General features: G+C 66.0%; 13 protein-coding genes. 5 read left to right on the top strand and 8 right to left on the bottom strand.

The window, feature by feature from the left end; genetic code table 11:
* Positions 1-39 precede the first annotated feature (39 nt).
* The 5 genes from sstT to D3880_RS16000 form a co-directional block, all read right to left on the bottom strand.
* Positions 40-1290, bottom strand: a complete 1251-nt coding sequence (gene sstT, locus D3880_RS16020) for a serine/threonine transporter SstT (RefSeq protein WP_119894425.1) — start codon at positions 1288-1290, stop codon at positions 40-42.
* A gap of 387 nt (positions 1291-1677) precedes the next feature.
* Complete coding sequence (locus D3880_RS16015) at positions 1678-2565, bottom strand: efflux RND transporter periplasmic adaptor subunit (protein ID WP_119894424.1); 888 nt, start codon at positions 2563-2565, stop codon at positions 1678-1680.
* A 15-nt stretch (positions 2566-2580) separates the two neighbouring features.
* Positions 2581-2781 carry a DUF1656 domain-containing protein gene (locus D3880_RS16010; RefSeq protein ID WP_119894423.1) on the bottom strand — a complete coding sequence of 67 codons (201 nt, stop codon included), beginning with the start codon at positions 2779-2781 and terminating at the stop codon, positions 2581-2583.
* Entirely contained in the window at positions 2771-4975 is a 2205-nt protein-coding gene (locus tag D3880_RS16005) for an FUSC family protein (protein ID WP_119894422.1), read from the bottom strand. Before D3880_RS16005 ends, D3880_RS16010 begins: the two co-directional genes overlap by 11 nt.
* A 1-nt stretch (position 4976) precedes the next feature.
* Positions 4977-6404: an efflux transporter outer membrane subunit gene (locus D3880_RS16000; RefSeq protein ID WP_238474362.1), complete on the bottom strand. Its 1428-nt coding sequence runs from the start codon at positions 6402-6404 to the stop codon at positions 4977-4979.
* A gap of 254 nt (positions 6405-6658) precedes the next feature.
* On the opposite strand from D3880_RS16000, the gene D3880_RS15995 reads away from it, so the two are divergent.
* Together D3880_RS15995 and D3880_RS15990 are read left to right on the top strand one after the other, a co-directional pair.
* Positions 6659-7591: a LysR family transcriptional regulator gene (locus D3880_RS15995; RefSeq protein WP_119894420.1), complete on the top strand. Its 933-nt coding sequence runs from the start codon at positions 6659-6661 to the stop codon at positions 7589-7591.
* Between the two features lie 138 nt (positions 7592-7729).
* The gene (locus D3880_RS15990; RefSeq protein ID WP_119894419.1) at positions 7730-8434 is read left to right on the top strand and encodes a response regulator; all 705 of its coding nucleotides are present in this window, start codon (positions 7730-7732) and stop codon (positions 8432-8434) included.
* Here D3880_RS15990 and D3880_RS15985 read toward each other — a convergent pair whose 3' ends face one another.
* On the bottom strand, positions 8435-9895 hold the full coding sequence (locus D3880_RS15985) for a sensor histidine kinase (protein WP_119894418.1): 1461 nt from the start codon (positions 9893-9895) through the stop codon (positions 8435-8437). It abuts the gene before it with no gap.
* Positions 9896-10186: 291 nt separating this feature from the next.
* Between D3880_RS15985 and D3880_RS15980 the strand changes: the two genes are divergently transcribed.
* The 3 genes from D3880_RS15980 to D3880_RS15970 all read left to right on the top strand — a co-directional run bounded on the left by D3880_RS15980 (position 10187) and on the right by D3880_RS15970 (position 14096).
* The gene (locus D3880_RS15980) at positions 10187-11065 is read left to right on the top strand and encodes a pseudouridine synthase (protein ID WP_420800875.1); all 879 of its coding nucleotides are present in this window, start codon (positions 10187-10189) and stop codon (positions 11063-11065) included.
* A gap of 268 nt (positions 11066-11333) precedes the next feature.
* Positions 11334-12659: an OprO/OprP family phosphate-selective porin gene (locus tag D3880_RS15975; RefSeq protein WP_119894416.1), complete on the top strand. Its 1326-nt coding sequence runs from the start codon at positions 11334-11336 to the stop codon at positions 12657-12659.
* Positions 12660-12971: 312 nt separating this feature from the next.
* Positions 12972-14096, top strand: coding sequence for a GNAT family N-acetyltransferase (locus D3880_RS15970; RefSeq protein WP_119894415.1), 1125 nt, complete (start codon positions 12972-12974; stop codon positions 14094-14096).
* Here the strand turns inward: D3880_RS15970 and D3880_RS15965 are convergent, their stop codons facing one another.
* Both D3880_RS15965 and D3880_RS15960 read right to left on the bottom strand, forming a co-directional pair.
* Positions 14097-14381: a DUF2790 domain-containing protein gene (locus D3880_RS15965; protein ID WP_119894414.1), complete on the bottom strand. Its 285-nt coding sequence runs from the start codon at positions 14379-14381 to the stop codon at positions 14097-14099.
* 195 nt (positions 14382-14576) lie between these two features.
* A complete protein-coding gene (locus D3880_RS15960; protein ID WP_119894413.1) occupies positions 14577-16409 on the bottom strand; it encodes an ABC transporter ATP-binding protein in 1833 nt (610 codons plus the stop codon).
* Positions 16410-16689: the final 280 nt, after the last annotated feature.

Genomic DNA, 16689 nt, shown 5'->3' with positions numbered 1-16689 from the left:
GCAAGGATCTGCCCGGCTAGCCGGCGGATTGGCGCGCCGTCACTCCTCCGTAACAGTCTGCTGCGACAGCTCCTCGCTCTCCCCGGCGGCCATGCAGCCCGCCGCGGTGAACAGCACGTCGGTCGAGGAGTTCAGCGCGGTTTCCGCCGAGTCCTGGAGGATGCCGATGATGAAGCCGACCGCCACCACCTGCATGGCGATCTCGCTGGAGATGCCGAACAGCCCGCAGGCCAGCGGCACCAGCAGCAGCGAGCCGCCGGCCACGCCGGACACCCCGGCGGCGCTGATCGAGGCGATCAGGCTGAGCAGCAGGGCGCTGCCCAGGTCGACCTGGATGCCCAGGGTGTGCACCGCGGCCAGGGTCAGCACAGTGATGGTGATCGCTGCGCCGGCCATGTTGATGGTCGCGCCGAGCGGAATCGACACCGAATAGGTGTCCTCGTGCAGGCCCAGGCGCTCGCACAACTGCAGGTTGACCGGAATGTTGGCCGCCGAGCTGCGGGTGAAGAAGGCGGTGATGCCGCTTTCGCGCAGGCAGGTGAACACCAGCGGGTAGGGGTTGCGGCGAATCTTGCAGAACACGATCAGCGGGTTGACCAGCAGGGCGACGAACAGCATGCAGCAGAGCAGCACGGCGAGCAGGTGCAGGTAGCCGTACAGCGCATGGAAGCCGGACTCGGCGAGCGTCGCGGCGACCAGGCCGAAGATGCCCAGCGGCGCGCAGCGGATCACCAGTCTGACGATCAGCGAGACGCCGTGGGCCAGGTCGCCGAGCAGGGTGCGGGTGCTCTCGCCGGCCTGGCGCATGGCGAAGCCGAGGCCGATGGCCCAGGCCAGGATGCCGATGAAGTTGGCGTCGATCAGCGCCTGCACCGGGTTGGCCACCGCGCTGAGCAGCAGGCCCTGCAGCACTTCGGCGATGCCGCCGGGCGCGGTGATGCCGCTGTCCGGAGCGGCCAGTACCAGGTGCGAGGGAAACAGGAAGCTGCCGACCACCGCGACCAGCGCTGCGGCCAGGGTGCCGATGGCGTAGAGGGCGAGGATCGGGCGGATGTGGGTCTGTTGGCCCTGGCGATGGTTGGCGATGGCGGCCATCACCAGCACGAACACCAGGATCGGCGCCACCGACTTCAGCGCGGTGACGAACACCTTGCCGAGTAGCGCGACCTTCAGCGCGGCGGCTGGCCACAGCAGGGCCAGGGCGATGCCGGCGCACAGCCCGATGAGGATCTGCAGGACCAGGCTACCGCGGACGATGGAATAGAGAAGCGGACGACGCATTGCGCTCATGACAGCAGCCTCGATGCGATGGGTTCAGGTCAGGCGGACGGGATCGCGCCGCGTGCGCCACGGAAAAGGGGCGGAGTTCACGGATTATCGAGGCGCATGGCCCGCTCCTCGCGCCTTCTCGGACCGGCTGCGATAAAACGGCCTTCCCTCGACAACGAGCGCGCACGCTCCAAGGGAAGGCCAGAAGGGAGGTCGCTCAGGGAGGGGAAACGACCTTCTAGGGTTTCCAAACTACGCCAACCGCCGGGGCGGATCTTGATCCGGATCAATGAGCCGGCGCGGGGCGCTTGGGTAGGGGGCGCCACAATCGCTTCCGGCAGGGCAGCGTGCATAACCCGGGTAAGCGGCGCGTACGGCGCGTCCTGCTTGATTCGCAGGGGCGCAGGACTACTGCGCGGTCTCGGCGTTGTCCTCGCGCCGCGGGTGGACGATCACCGTACCGGTCATGCCGGCGGACAGCAGCACGCCGTCCGCCACTTCGTCGATATGGATGCGCACCGGGATGCGCTGGGCCAGGCGCACCCAGTTGAAGGTCGGGTTGACGTCGGCGATCAGTTCGCGGCTCTGCGGGTTGTCGCGGTCGTAGATGGCGCGGGCGATGCTGTCCACATGGCCCTTGATCTGCTGCCCGCTCATCAGCTGGACCTCCACCGGGTCGCCCACGCGCAGGTGCGGCAGCTTGGTTTCCTCGAAGTAGCCGTAGATCCAGTAGGAGTTGCGGTCGACCACCGCCAGCTTGGCCTCGCCGGCGCGCGCATAGTCGCCGGCATACACCTGGAGGTTGGTGACGTAACCGTCGACCGGCGCCAGCACGCGGGTCCGTTCCAGGTTGAGGCGCGCCGCCGCCAGCGAGGCCTGCGCCTGCTGGTAATCGGCCTCGGCGGCGGCGGCGGTGTTGCTGGCGTCGTCGAGGCTCTCGCGCGAGACCACGCGGCCGTCCATCGCCGCGCGGCGCTTGGCGTTGAGCCGGCGCATGTCCAGGGTGGCCTTGCGCGAGGCGACCAGGGCTTCGGCCTGTTGCACGGCGATTTCGTAGTGTGCCGGGTCGATTTGCATCAGCAGGTCGCCCTTCTTCACCGCCTGGTTGTCGCGCACCGGTACCTCCACCACCAGGCCGGAGACGTCGGCGGCGACGTTGATCACCTCGGCGCGCACGCGGCCGTCGCGGGTCCACGGCGAGTCCATATAGTGGGTCCACAGGCTGCGGCCAATCAGCACGGCCGCGACCAGGATGATCAGGGTTACCAATACGCTGAAGACGGATTTGAGAGTCATGCTCGGGCTCATGGGTTAGCGATAGACATAAAGGGCCATGCCGCCATAGAGACAGGCGAACAGGCTGACGCGGAACAGCGCCGGGTGCCAGGTGAAGCGGTACAGGCCGATCCAGGCGAGCAGGCGGTCGAGGCCCCAGCTCAGCACCAGGGCGACGACGAACAACAGGGTCACGGTGGGCAGGTAAACACCGTGCAGGGCGATTTCACGCGGCATGGTCGGCTTCCGGTTCGAGGAGCGGTGGCAGCGGCGACTGCGGGTCGAGCAGCGAGGTGCGGATGAAGTGCAGGTAGCTCAGCACCCGCCGCACCGGCGCCTGCTCGAAGTGCAGTTCGTAGGGTTCGGCGGCGGCCTGGGCGCTGGCGATGGCGCGCTCGACGGCCAGCAGGGCACGCTGGCGGTTATCCGCGCTGGGCTGGACGAACAGGCGGATCAGCGCCCGGCCGAGCACGCGGATGGCGCGGCGCCAGGGCTTGCGTTCGGCGTAGACGGGCCGTTCCGGCAGGACGGCCTGCTCGCGGCGCAGCTCGATCACCGCGTGGCCGACCTCCAGCACCAGGAACATCCAGCGCAGCAGGTCGCGCTGCACCTGCGGGTTGGCCGCGGCCAGGCCGTAGGCCTGCACCACCAGATCGCGGGTGCCGCTCTCGAAACCGGTGACCAGGTTCTGCGCCGGAGCGCTGACCGCGTAAACGATCCGCCGGCGCAGGTCGCGCTCCAGGTGGCGCCACATCCAGGGGGCATTGGGCGGCAGGACCACGGCGACCAGGGCGGCGGAGATCAGCATCGACAGGAGCAGGGCGAGGTAGGTGTTGATCAGCGTGGCGGGGTCGAACAGCGTGTGGTTGGCCGGCACCGTGCCGGTGCTGAAGAAGATCAGCAGGCCGGCGCCGAGGCCGGCCCAGCGTGGGCGGGTGCTGAGGAAGGCGCCGAAGGCGAACACCGGCGCCAGCACCAGGCAGAGCATCACGAAGCCGTCGATGCGCGGCAGCACGAACAGGCCGACGGCGATGCCGAGTACCGCGGCGATGGCGGTACCGCCGGCCATCTGCAGGGCCATGCGCGGTGGATTCGGCGACGACGACACCAGGGCCAGGATGGCCACCGCGTTGAGGGCGAAGGTGCCGCCGCTGGGCCAGGCGCTGTAGATCCAGAAGGTGCCAAACAGCAGGACGGTCAGCCCGGTGCGGGCGCCGGCCACCAGCGCGGCGAGCGGGTTGGCCTTGGTGGTGAAGCCCTGCTCCCACTGCTCGCGTTCATGGTGGTGGGCGGCCAGCGAGGCATGGGTCAGGGCGTAGTTGTGCAGGTCGTCGACCAGTCGGAAGAGCAGTTCGGCGGCGCTGTCGAAGTCGAGCAGGGCTTCGCCATCGCCATCGCCATCGCCATCGCCATAGCTGGCGCCGAGCTGCGCGCGGGCGGTGCGGATGCCGGCACGCAACTCGGCGCCCAGGGCCATCAGACGGTCGGCGAGGCGGGCGGCGTCATTGACCGTCGGCGGACGTTCGCGCAGTTGTTCGAACAGCGCCAGAAGCGGCGCCAGGCAGGGTTGCAGGGTTTCCAGCAGGGCTTCGCGACCCTGGCCGCGTAGCCGTTCCCGCAGTCGATAGAGGGCGTGGAAGCGCGTGGTCAGGGTCATGAACTCGCTGTTCAGGCGCGCCAGTCGGCGGCTGCGCAGGCGCATGTGCGGGTCTTCGAAGGTGCTTGCCGTGCGCAGCGCTTCCAGGCCGACCGCCTCGCTGGCGAAGCGCACGTTGCCGGCGCTGAACGCCGGGCGGTCGAGCCGCTGGCGCAGGCCGTCGAGCATGAAGCCGGCGAAGGTGCCGAAGCGCAGGTAGAGCGCGTTGCGCAGTGCGGCGGTGGTGGTCTGCGGCAGCAGCACGGCGCTGACCAGGGCGGTGCAGCCGATCGCCAGGCTGATCTCCAGCACCCGCCAAAGCGCCTGCATGAAGGCGGCTTCCGGGTGGGTGGTGGCGGGAATGCCGATCAGCGTGGCGGTGTAGCCGGCCAGCACGCAGGCATAGGCGCGGAAGTCGCGGTAGCGGGCGGCGCCGGCGGTGCACAGGCCGATCCAGATCGCCGCGCTGAGCAGGAACAGCACGCGCTCCTGGGCGAACAGGGCGACCAGCACCATCATCACGCTGAGGCCGATGAGAGTGCCGATCAGCCGGTAGAAGCTCTTGGCGAACACCTGCCCGCTCTGCGGCTGCATGACGATGAACACGGTGACGCAGGCGGTGCTCGGCTGCGGCAGTTCCAGGCGCATGGCCAGCCACAGGGTGAGGAAGGCGGCGCTGAGCACCTTGGCGATGTAGACCCAGGTCACGCCGTCGCTGCGCGCCCACTCGTAGAGCGCGCGGCGCAGCGCCTCGAGGCCGGGCGGGGCGGGGGACAGGTCGATGGGCTGGCTCATCTCAAGGTGCCTTGACCGGGACGGTCTGCGGCACCAGCCCGGCCGGCGGCGGGCTGTCGCCGCTCGCCATCAGGCCGCCGCCGAGCGCCACCAGCAGATCGGCGCGCACCGCCAGGCGGGTGGCCTCGACCTTCTGCTGGGTGAGCTGCTGCTGGAACAGGCTGGTCTGCGCCTGCAGCACGTTGAGGTAGTCGGTCAGGCCGCCCTCGTAGGCCTCCTGGGCCAGCTGGTAGGCGGTGCGCGCGGCTTTGACCGACTGCGCGGCGAACTTCGCCTGTTGCTCGGCCGAGTGCAGGCGGATGAGCTGGTCGGAGATGTCCTTGAGGGCGTTCACCAGTGTCTGGTTGTACTGCGCGACAGCCGCGTCGTAGGCCGCCGCGGCCTCGCCGAGCTCGCCGCGCAGGCGGCCGCCGTCGAAGATCGGCAGGCTGACGGCCGGGCCGACCGAGTAGTTGAATTTGCTGCCCTTGAAGAACCCCAGCATGCTGCCCTGGACCGCGTTGTAGCCGATGCTGGCGATTAGGTCGACATTGGGATAGAAGCCGGCGCGGGCCACGTCCACGCCTTTGGCCTGGGCGGCGACCTGCCAGCGGCTGGCGACCACGTCCGGGCGGCGGCCGAGCAGTTCGGCGGGCAGTTGCGAAGGCAGACCGGGAGCGGCATCCAGCTTCAGCTGTGGACGCTTGATCGCCGCCGCGGCGCCCGGTCCCTGGCCGGCGAGGGCGGCGAGTTGGTTGCGGTTGAGCGCGATGGCTTCTTCCAGGGCGTCGATCCTGCGGTGGGTTTCCGGCAGCGGCACCTGCGCCTGGCTGACCTCGAATTCGGTGCCGAGCCCGCCGCGCAGGCGGCGTTGGGCGAGCTCGAGCAGCTCCTGCTGCTGCTTGAGCATGGCGTGGCCGATGTCCAGCTGGGCGTACCGCAGCGAGAGCATCACGTAGGTGCGGACGATGTTGCTCTCCAGCTCCAGCTGCGCCGCCCGCGCCTCGGCGGCGGCCATGTAGGCGAAGTTCTGTGCGCGCTCGCTATTGCTGCGCTCGCGGCCCCAGAGGTCCAGGGCATAGCTGAGGCCGAGGGCGGCCTCGTTGTTCCAGCTGGTGGTGTCGGCCAACTCGCCGGGGCCGTAGAAGAAGTCGGTCGGCCAGTGATGGCGCTGCAGCTTGACCTCGGCGTTGACCTGTGGCGCTTCGGCGGCCTCGGTCGCGCCGGCGATGGCCAGTGCCTGGCGGATGCGCGCCGCCGCCTCGGCCAGGGTCGGGTTGCCTTGCAGCGCGTTGTCGATCCAGGCGTCCAGTTGCGGGTCGCCGTACTGGGTCCACCAGCGCTCCTGCGGCCAGCCGGCATCGCGGTTGGCGGCCTGGATGGCGGCATCGGTGGCCAGTTGCGCGGCGTCAAGATGCTGCTCGTGCGGGGCGATGCCGCCAGTGCTCATGCACCCGGCGATTATTGAGAAAATGACAAAGGCGCTGACGAAAGTCAGTCCGCGTGGGAGTCGTGACGACACGCTTGCTGGTCCTGGGCGGGGAGAGAAATGCCGCAAATGCTCGGGCAGATGGGACGGCATTGTAGAAAGACCGGGATAGCGGCATAAGCTGGGCAAACTGCGATGATTTATTGTCGATTCTGTAATAATCGACCGTATCCGGTATGCCACAATCGCGCCTCCCTTCTCCAATCGGGCCGTCTATGGACACTCTGCAAACCATGCGCGCCTTCGTCAGCGTAGCGGAAACCGGCAGCTTCACCGGCGCTGCCCAGCAGCTGAACACCACCACCGCCTATGTTTCCCGCGCGGTGGCGAGCCTCGAGACGCACCTGCGCGCACGGCTGCTCAACCGCACCACCCGGCGTATCGCCCTGACCGAGGCCGGCCAGCGCTATCTGCTGCGTTGCGAGCAGATTCTTGCCTATATCGACGAAGCCGAGGCCGAGGCCGGCGATGCCCACGCGAGGCCGGCGGGTAAGCTGAAGATGCATTCGATGACCGGCATCGGCCAGCATTATGTGATCCGCGCCATCGCCGCATACCGCCAGCTTTACCCGGCGGTGACGGTCGAATTGACCATGGCCAACCGTATGCCCGACCTGCTCGACGAGGGGTATGACGTGGCCGTGGTAGTGGCCACGGAGCTACCCGACTCCGGCCTGGTGTCGCAGCGCATCGGCAAGACCTACAGCATCCTCTGCGCCTCGCCGGACTATCTCGCCCGCTGCGGCCAGCCGAAGGCGCTGGCGGAACTGGCCGAGCACGATTGCCTGCGGCTGCTCAGTCCGGTGATTGCATTGGACAAGTGGGTGTTCGACGGCCCTTTCGGCCAGGAAATGATCACCCTCGGCAATTCACCGTTCCAGGTCAACGTCGGCGACGGCATGACCGAGGCGATCCGCTGCGGCATGGGCATCGGCGTACTCCCGGTGTATTCGGCCGTCGACGGCCTGTGCGACGGCAGCCTGGTGCGGGTGCTGCCGCACTATCGGCTGCAACGGCTGAACGTCTATGCCCTGTACCCCTCGCGGCAGTATCTGGACGCCAAGATCAAGACCTGGGTGGAGTTCCTGCGCGACAGCCTGCCGGCCTCGCTGGAGGCGGACGAGGCAATCGTCGGTGCCGGCCCCTGACGGCTTGCTCTTGACGATAGGGGCGCGCGCCGGTAGACGGTAGAGTAATCTGCTGCATACTGCTCAAAACAAGCTGGATCGCCGGGGAGGGTGAGCAAGGCTTGGTTTTCGCCAATCCAAGAAATACAGAGGGACACCATGACTTCCAGGATACGGATCGGCATCGTTGACGATCACCCCTTGTTGCGCCAGGGGGTCGCCTCGACCTTGGCTAGGGTCAAGGATTTCGAAGTGGTGGAGCAGGGCGGCTCCGCCGATGAGGCGCAAAGCATCGCCGAGCGCTTGCAGCCCGATGTGCTGCTGATGGACGTGAACATGCCCGGCGACACCTTCGCCGCCGTGCGCGCCATTTCCGTTGCCCAGCCGACGGTCAAGGTGCTGATGCTGACCGTGTCGGAATCCGAGGATGACGTCTATGCCGCCCTCGAGGCCGGCGCCCATGGCTATGTGCTGAAAGGCATCAGCGGCCCGGATCTGGTGCAGGCGGTGCGCAATGTCGCCGCCGGCGAAGTGTTCATCACCCCGCAGTTCGCCAATCGCGTGCTCAGCAACCTCAGTCATGCCAGGGAGCAGGGGGGCCGCAAGGTGGAGCTGACTCCGCGCGAGGAAGACATCATCCGTGAGGTCGCACTGGGGCGGACTAACCGGGAGGTCGCGGACACCTTCGGTCTCAGCGAGAAAACCGTCAAACACCACATGACCAATGTGATGAACAAGCTGCATGCGCGTAATCGCGTCGAGGCAGTCACCGCGGCCCGCCAGCACTGGGCCAACGAGCGCGCGGCGGCTATCAGCAGCCGCCTGCCGCCGCGTGATGAACCGGACGACGATTCGAAGCGCTGATCAGAGCGTGAACTGAGCGCTGACGCGGGTGCCCTGGCCAGGGGGGGAGTCGATGTTGAACAGGCCACCCAGCGACTCGACTCGGTAACGCATGCCTTCCAGGCCCAGGCGGGAACGCTCGTGGCTGGCCTGCGCGGGGGGGGACTGGTTGATCCCCGGGCCGGCGTCCGCTACCACCAGTTCCAGAATGCCGTCCCGATAGCTTGCGCTGAGGCTCTGGCCCTTGCCGCCGGCATGCCGGACGGCATTGTTCAGCGCCTCCTCGGCGAAGCGATAGAGGCAGATCTTGTGCAGCGGGGGGATCTGCTCGGGCAGTCCGTCGAGGTGCAGTTCGACCTTGGTTTCGGAGCGCTGCTCGTGGCGGTGGGTGACCAGCGCCAGCTCCTGGCTCAGGGTCAGCTCATTGATTTCCGGCAGGGCCAGGCCGCGCGAGAGGTTGCGCACTTCGCGCAGGGCGTCTTGGGCGGCACTGCGGATGGTTTCCACGGTGTCGCTGTCCTGGTGGGCACTGTCCAGCCGATAGCGCTCCTGCAGTTCGGCCAGCTCGTCCAGGCGCAGCAGAATCAGGCTCAGCAGCTGGGCGGGGCCGTCATGCAGATCGGCACCGAGGCGGCGCAGGATCAATTCGCTGATGCGCGAGAATTCGTGGTTGGCGGTGGTGATCCGGTCTTGCAGGGCGGCGTTCTGCAGGTGCAATTGCGCTTGCTCCTGCATCTGCTGGCGTAGGGCCAGCTGCTGCTGCTCGATGATCTGGTCGCCACGCCGGACGATGAAGAACAGCAGCAGGATCATCGCCAGGGTCGCGGCGATGATCACCGCCCAGACCTCCTGCTGGAGGCTGACGATCTCGTGCTTCTGCTCGTAGAACTCGCCCACCGCGAGAATCTTGCCGGTGCCGAACTGGCGCAAGGGCGCATAGGTTTCGTACAGTGGTTCGTTCAGGCTGCGCTCGAAGTGGTTCTCCTCTGCCTCGAGCGGGCTGAGGCTGGTGACGATCTCACCCCGCGCGGCCCGGGCGATCTCCTCCTTGGGGTAGTTCTTGTGCTCCTCGCTCTTGTCGGTGCTGTAGAGAATGGTGGCATCCGGCCGCCAGATCTTCACCGAAACGATGTGCTCGTTGAGCGAAGTGCTCGACATCAGACGGTCGATGGCCTGGATGCTGGCGGCGGAGAGATCGTTCTCGCCCCCTAGTTCTTGCACATAGGGCTCGAGAAACGCCTCCATATAGAGAGCAGCGGCCTCGCCGGCGCTTTCGGCTGAGGCATGCTCGATGCGGGTGCTGACCAGTTGGCCGACGAAAGCCATGGTCATGCCAAGAACCAGGGTGGCCAGGATGCCGAACAAGGTTGAGCGATTCAGCCGTCGCAACGGTCCGAGCGCGCTTTGCCACCAGGCTCGGCCTCGGTCGGGCGACACGTCGAACAGGGGCTGATGGGGATCGATATTCACATCGCTGGTCATCCGGGCAATTCCTGACGGACTGTCGAATTGAAGATAGTTTCAATCCGCGTTCCCGCCCACTCTGCACGGTCGTGCAGATATTAAAAAGCCCACGTGAGTGGGCTCGATGGGGGGCTGGTCCTTCAGCCGTCATCATCATTAGTCGGCTGGCGGTGAAAATTTCGTGAAAATCACTGGCAGTTCGTCGTCGCTCGTAGCTACCGGCATTCCAGCGGGGCGGCACGCCGGCCGGCGCCGGCTGCCGTATACTGGCCGGCCTGTCATCTCCTGCAGATTCGTTCGCGCATGTCCATCTCTTCCCCAGTCCGTGCCAGCACCCTGCATTTGCCTCAGGGCGCATGGTCGACCGTGCTGGACTGCCTGTGCGCGCACTTCCCGGCGATCGGCCGCGAGATCTGGCTCGACCGCATGGCGCGCGGGCGGGTGCTGGATGGCGAGGGCCAGCTGATCACGCCGCGCCACGCTTATAGGGTCGGCTTGCGCGTGCAGTATTTCCGCGAGGTGGCGAACGAGACGCCGATCCCCTTCGTCGAAACCGTGCTGCATGTCGACGAGCATCTGGTGGTGGCCGACAAGCCGCATTTCCTGCCGGTGATGCCGGCTGGCGAGTACGTCGAGCAGACCCTGCAGGCGCGCCTCTGCCAGCGCCTGGGCAATCCGCAACTGGTGCCGCTGCATCGGATCGACCGGCATACCGCCGGGCTGGTGCTGTTTTCGGCCAACCCGGCGAGCCGCGCGCGCTACCAGGCGCTGTTCCGCGAGCGGCGGATCGACAAGGGCTACGAGGCCATCGCCCCGGCCTTGCCGCAGTTGGACTTCCCGCTCCTGCGCCGCACGCGGCTGGACGCCGGCGAACCCTTCTTCCGCATGCAGGAAATAGCGGGCACGCCGAACACGGAAACCCGCATCGAGGTGCGCGAGCGCCATGGCGACTGGTGGCGCTATGCGCTCTATCCGGTGACCGGCAAGAAGCATCAGTTGCGTGTGCATCTGGCCGCGCTGGGGGCGCCGATCTGCAACGACAGCTTCTACCCCGAGCTGACCGAGGTCGCGGGCGCTGCTGACGACTATGCGCGCCCGCTCAAGCTGTTGGCTCAGGAGCTGGCCTTCATCGATCCCTTGAGCGGCGAGCCGCGGCGCTTCGCCAGCCGGCTGAGCCTGGACTGGTAGTCGCCCTTTTATTACAGCCAAGCGCGTATTTGTGACAGTGCCCTGAGCTCGCGGTGCTGCCGCGGAAACGTGCGCGCTGGACGCCAACCCGCGGGCTAGAGCGGTTCTTCTCTTATCTCAATTCGGAGTAAGAAAGTTCCTTTGTCATAAAACATTTATATATCGGCAACCGAGCTGCAATAACCCGCCGCCAAGATTCCCCTCCAACACCAACGGCCTCGATGCCCGAGTGTTTTCCAACGCTAAAGACCAATAGGGGAACTCTTTGATGATTCGCAAGCACACCTTAGGTGGCATGGGGGCTGGTTTCGCCGCCGGCGTCCTGGCTCTGGCCGTTTCCGCCCAGGCTTTCGCCGGAACCGTGACCACTGACGGCGCCGACATCGTGGTCAAGACCAAGGGTGGCCTGGAAGTGGCGACCACGGACAAGGCTTTCGGCTTCAAACTGGGTGGCCGTCTGCAAGCCGACTATGGCCGCTTCGACGGTTTCTACACGGCCAACGGCAATACCGCTGATGCCGCTTACTTCCGTCGCGCGTTCCTCGAACTGGGTGGCGTGGCTTTCACCGACTGGGCCTACCAGATCAACTACGATTTCTCGCACAACGCCGGTAGCGCGGATGATGGCTACTTCGACGAAGCGTCCATCGCCTACACCGGCTTCAACCCGATCACCCTGAAATTTGGTCGTTTCGATCCGGACTTCGGTCTGGAGAAGGCCACCAGCTCCAAGTGGGTAACGGCCCTGGAGCGTAACGCGGTGTACGACATCATCGACTGGACTAATGGTCACGAGAACGGCATGGGTGCCCAGGCTATGGCCCTGATCAGCAACTATGCCTATGTGTCCGCCGGTGTCTTCTCCAAAGATATCAACGACGTCGACGGCGACAGCGTCAAGCAATTCAACGCCCGTGGCGTATTCGCGCCGATGGCTGAAGCCGGCAATGTCCTGCACTTCGGCGCCAGCTTCGCCCAGCGCGGGCTCGATGATGTGGTCGGTGCGGATGCGCGTTACCGTTCGCGTCTGGGCATGCGCGGCGTGCAAACGCTTGGCGGTAATGACGCCGGCGCCAACGGTAACCGTGCCGTGTTCGGTGGCAGCAACGCCGCTAACCAGTTCTGGGACAACGACACCGCCTGGGGCCTGGAAGCGGCCTGGGCCACCGGCCCGTTCTCCCTGCAGGGTGAGTGGATCAAGCGCGAGACTGAATCGGCTGGCCCACAGTCCGATGTGGAAGGCGATGGCTTCTACGTCCAGGCGGCCTACACCCTGACCGGCGAAGCGCGCGACTACAAGATGGGCAAGTTCGACAAGATCAAGCCGGCCAACAAGCAACTCGGCGCCTGGGAAGTCTACTACCGCTATGACACCTTCTCGGTCGACAACGAAGTCGCAGCCGTTAACACCACCTTCATTCGCCAAGCTGACGACACCGAAGCCAAGGTGCATAACCTGGGCGTGAACTGGTACGCCAACGAAGCGGTCAAGGTTGGCGCCATGTACACCAAGGCCAAGACCGACAAGATCACCAACCGCGCGGGTGACGACGATGGCGACGGTTTCGTGATGCGCATGCAATACGTGTTCTAAGTTCTATTTTCATCCGTCGTGCTCCTTTGCTTAGCCCCGCCTCGTGCGGGGCTTTTTTTGTGCTTTTTTTGATGACTCCCACGCTCCAGCGTGGGAGCCCCTCTCAGGACGCTCTGCGTCCCCGCCGGTGTGCTGTGGACGCAGCGCGTCCAGGGCTGCATGCCCACGCGGAGCGTGGGAACGATAGGCAGGTGCTCCGGTTTGGGCTACGGGGAACGGACAGCGCCAGGGGCAGGCTGGGCGCAGACGGCATTGCCGTTATCATGCATGCATTGCGGCGACTCGCCGTCGTTGCCCCGTTGGATGATGGCCATGCCCGTGCAGATTCTCGACTCGCTCTCCGCCGTACCGGCCCAGGCCTGGGATGCCCTGCTGGCCGAGCCGCAGCCGTTCCTGCGGCATGCCTTCCTGTCGGCGCTGGAGGACAGCGGCAGCGTCGGCGGGCGTAGCGGCTGGCGGCCGGCCCATCGGCTGCTGGTGGCGCCATCCGGCCAACTGCAGGCGGCCATGCCGGCCTATGTGAAGAGCCATTCTTACGGCGAGTACGTGTTCGATCACGGCTGGGCGGATGCCTGCCGGCGCGCCGGCATCGCCTATTACCCGAAGCTGCTCGGCGCTGTGCCGTTCAGTCCGGTACGCGGGCCACGCTTGCTGGGTTTTCCGCAGGCGGCGGGGGAGCTACTCGACGAACTGGTGGAGGATCTGGCCGAACGGGGCTTGTCCGGCGTGCATATCAACTTCACCGATCCCTTGGCCGATAGCCTGCTCGCCGAGCGTGAGGGCTGGCTGGAGCGACTTGGCTGCCAGTTCCACTGGAACAATCGGGGTTACCGTGACTTTCAGGACTTCCTCGACACCCTGGCTTCGCGCAAGCGCAAGCAGATACGCAAGGAACGTGAGCAGGTGGCGGGGCAGGGCATCGACTTCGACTGGCGGCAAGGCCACGAGCTAAGCGAAGCCGAGTGGGATTTCGTCTATGCCTGTTATGCCAACACCTACCACGTGCGCGGTCAGGCGCCATATCTGACTCGCAGCTTCTTCAGCTTGTTGGCCGAGCGGATGCCCGAGGCGATTCGTGTGGTCCTGGCCAAGCAAGGCTCGCGACCGGTAGCGATGGCGTTCAGCCTGGTCGATGGTGAAAGTTTTTACGGTCGTTATTGGGGCTGCCTGGCCGAGTTCGACCGACTGCATTTCGAGACCTGTTTCTATCAGGGCATGGACTACGCGATCAGCCAGGGGTTGCAGCGTTTCGATGCCGGCGCCCAGGGTGAGCACAAGCTGATCCGTGGGTTCGAGCCGGTGCTGACGCGCTCATGGCATTACCTGACTCATCCAGGCTTGCGTGCGGCAGTGGCAGACTTTCTACAGCAGGAGCGCGTCGGGGTGCAGGCCTACGCCGAAGAGGCGGGCGAACTGCTCCCCTATCGCCAGGGTTGATCAGGCAATGCCTGTGGGGATTTCGGTGCTGGTGGTGCCGCCCCATTCGAGGAAACGGATCTTGTGCACCTCGCCTTCACTGTCTTCGTAGACCAGGGTCACCGGCACGGCGCCGGTTTTGTCGGAGGTGTCGGTGCGGTGCAGCACCTTCTGTACATCGATTTCCATCCCGTAGTGGTATTCCTCGACGGGGAGGCCCGCGCCGGGAGTTTGCACGCCGTCCTGGGCGAATACGCTGGGCGCTAGACTGGAGATCACGGCGCTGACAACCGAGGCCATTTTCATAAGGCTTTTTTCCTCTGTTGGGTTTCGCTTACATGGACTTCATCTGACCGGGGAGAGCCGGGAAGTTCATTCGACCCCGGACTTTAGTCCTATTCGACGCCCCAGCAGGCGCCGGCAATCGCCCGCGCTTGAGGGGGTGCGACCGTTCGTCACATGTCATGAAATTGCAGGCGAACCTCGACGCGATGCACCTTGTCACTCCACCCCGACGAATCCCCCGGTCTGGTGCTGCCAGAGACGCGCGTAGAGGCCGCCAAACTCCAGCAATTCCCCATGGCTGCCGCTCTCGACTACGTGCCCCTTATCCAGCACCACCAGGCGGTCCATGCGCGCGATGGTCGACAGGCGGTGGGCGATGGCGATCACCGTCTTGCCCTGCATCAGGGTTTCCAGGCTTTCCTGAATCGCCGCTTCGACCTCGGAGTCCAGCGCCGAGGTGGCTTCGTCGAGGATCAGCAGCGGCGCGTCCTTGAGCAGCACACGGGCGATGGCGATGCGCTGGCGCTGGCCGCCGGACAGCTTGACCCCGCGCTCGCCGACGTGGGCATCGAAACCATGGCGGTCCTGGGCGTCGGCCAGCAGCGGGATGAATTCGTCGGCGCGCGCCTTGCGTGCCGCTTCCCAGAGCTCGGCGTCGCTGGCGTCGGGCTTGCCATAGCGCAGGTTGTCGCGGATCGAGCGGTGCAGCAGCGAGGTGTCCTGGGTGACCATGCCGATCTGTGCGCGCAGGCTTTCCTGGGCGACCTCGGCGATGTCCTGGCCGTCGATGAGGATGCGCCCGCGCTCGAGGTCGTAGAGGCGCAGCAGCAGGTTGACCAGGGTCGACTTGCCGGCGCCGGACGGGCCGATCAGGCCGATCTTCTCGCCCGCGCGGATCTCCAGGTCGAGCCCACCGATCACCCCGCCGGGCTTGCCGTAGTGGAAGTGCACGTCTTCGAAGCGTACGCCGCCGGCGTGCACGAGCAACGCCGGGGCGTGCTCGCGGTCGAGCACTGTGCGCGGCTGGGCGATGGTCTGCATGCCGTCCTGCACCGTGCCGATGTTCTCGAAGATGCCGTTGACCACCCACATGATCCAGCCGGACATGTTGTTGATGCGGATCACCAGGCTGGTGGCCAGGGCGATGGCGCCGACGCTGATCAGGCCCTGGCTCCACAGCCACAGGGCCATGCCGGTGGTGGTGGTGATCAGCACGCCGTTCATCGCGGTGATGGTGACATCCATGCTGGTGACCACGCGGCCGGCCAGCTGGGTCTTTTCCGTCTGCTCCTGCAGCGCCTCGCGGGCGTAGCCCTGCTCGTAGCGGGTGTGGGCGAACAGCTTGAGGGTGGTGATGTTGGTGTAGCCGTCGACGATGCGCCCCATCAGTTTCGAGCGCGCCTCCGAGGCGACCACCGAGCGTTGTTTGACCCGCGGCACGAAGTAGGCGAGGGCGGCGCCGTAGCCGAACACCCAGAGCAGCAGCGGCAGCATCAGCCGCCAGTCGGCCTCGGCGAACAGCACCAGGCTGCTGAGCACGTAGATCAGCACGTGCCAGAGCGCGTCCATGGCCTGCACCACCGAGTCGCGCAGGGCGTTGCCGGTCTGCATGATGCGCTGGGCGATGCGCCCGGCGAAGTCGTTCTGGAAGAAGGCCAGGCTCTGCTTGAGCACATAGCTGTGGTTTTGCCAGCGGATCAGGGTGGTCAGCCCGGGGTTGATCGCCTGGTGCACCAGCAGGTCGTGCAGGCCGTTGAACAGCGGGCGCAGGATCAGGGCGACCACCGCCATCCACAGCAGTTCGCCGCGATGGGCCTGGAAGAACTCGCCGCTGGAGCTGCTCTGCGCCAAGTCGATGAGGCGACCGAGGAAGCTGAACAGCGCCACTTCGATCAGCGCGACGATCAGCCCGACCACCAGCAGCGCGGCGAAGCTCGGCCACACCTGGCGCAGGTAGTGCAGGTAGAAGCGCCACACGCTGCGCGGCGGGGCGCCGGCGGGGCCGGGACGGAAGAAGTCGATCAGACGTTCGAAACGACGGAACAGCATCGCTAGGTACTCGCCGCAGGGCTTTCCTTTAGCTTGGGCCAGGCGCGCTGAGCGCGCCTGGCAATCGGCACAGCCTTAGAACCTGTTTACGATCTCGGAAACTCCCCTCTCCCACTTGTGGGAGAGGGGCCGGGGGAGAGGGTGTCAGCCAGCCAACTCGGCCCTCTCCCCAACCCTCTCCCGCCTTTCTTTTATGAAGCAGGGGGAGAGGGGGGCAAAAGTGGCAACTCCGCCGCCTGCGGAAGGGATCGTGAACAGGTTCTTATGCCGTGAGTTTCTG

Source organism: Pseudomonas cavernae (assembly GCF_003595175.1).
Taxonomy (GTDB): domain Bacteria; phylum Pseudomonadota; class Gammaproteobacteria; order Pseudomonadales; family Pseudomonadaceae; genus Aquipseudomonas; species Aquipseudomonas cavernae.
The sequence above is the reverse complement of the archived record's forward strand: the minus strand, read 5'-3'. Positions and strand labels throughout refer to the sequence as shown.

Excerpts from the sequence above, each read along its gene's own strand:
- sstT (WP_119894425.1), bottom strand. The coding sequence starts at position 1,290 with ATGAGCGCAATGCGTCGTCCGCTTCTCTATTCCATCGTCCGCGGTAGC.
- D3880_RS16015 (WP_119894424.1), bottom strand. The coding sequence starts at position 2,565 with ATGACTCTCAAATCCGTCTTCAGCGTATTGGTAACCCTGATCATCCTG.
- D3880_RS16010 (WP_119894423.1), bottom strand. The coding sequence starts at position 2,781 with ATGCCGCGTGAAATCGCCCTGCACGGTGTTTACCTGCCCACCGTGACC.
- D3880_RS16005 (WP_119894422.1), bottom strand. The coding sequence starts at position 4,975 with ATGAGCCAGCCCATCGACCTGTCCCCCGCCCCGCCCGGCCTCGAGGCG.
- D3880_RS16000 (WP_238474362.1), bottom strand. The coding sequence starts at position 6,404 with ATGAGCACTGGCGGCATCGCCCCGCACGAGCAGCATCTTGACGCCGCG.
- D3880_RS15995 (WP_119894420.1), top strand. The coding sequence starts at position 6,659 with ATGGACACTCTGCAAACCATGCGCGCCTTCGTCAGCGTAGCGGAAACC.
- D3880_RS15990 (WP_119894419.1), top strand. The coding sequence starts at position 7,730 with ATGACTTCCAGGATACGGATCGGCATCGTTGACGATCACCCCTTGTTG.
- D3880_RS15985 (WP_119894418.1), bottom strand. The coding sequence starts at position 9,895 with ATGACCAGCGATGTGAATATCGATCCCCATCAGCCCCTGTTCGACGTG.
- D3880_RS15975 (WP_119894416.1), top strand. The coding sequence starts at position 11,334 with ATGATTCGCAAGCACACCTTAGGTGGCATGGGGGCTGGTTTCGCCGCC.
- D3880_RS15970 (WP_119894415.1), top strand. The coding sequence starts at position 12,972 with ATGCCCGTGCAGATTCTCGACTCGCTCTCCGCCGTACCGGCCCAGGCC.
- D3880_RS15965 (WP_119894414.1), bottom strand. The coding sequence starts at position 14,381 with ATGAAAATGGCCTCGGTTGTCAGCGCCGTGATCTCCAGTCTAGCGCCC.
- D3880_RS15960 (WP_119894413.1), bottom strand. The coding sequence starts at position 16,409 with ATGCTGTTCCGTCGTTTCGAACGTCTGATCGACTTCTTCCGTCCCGGC.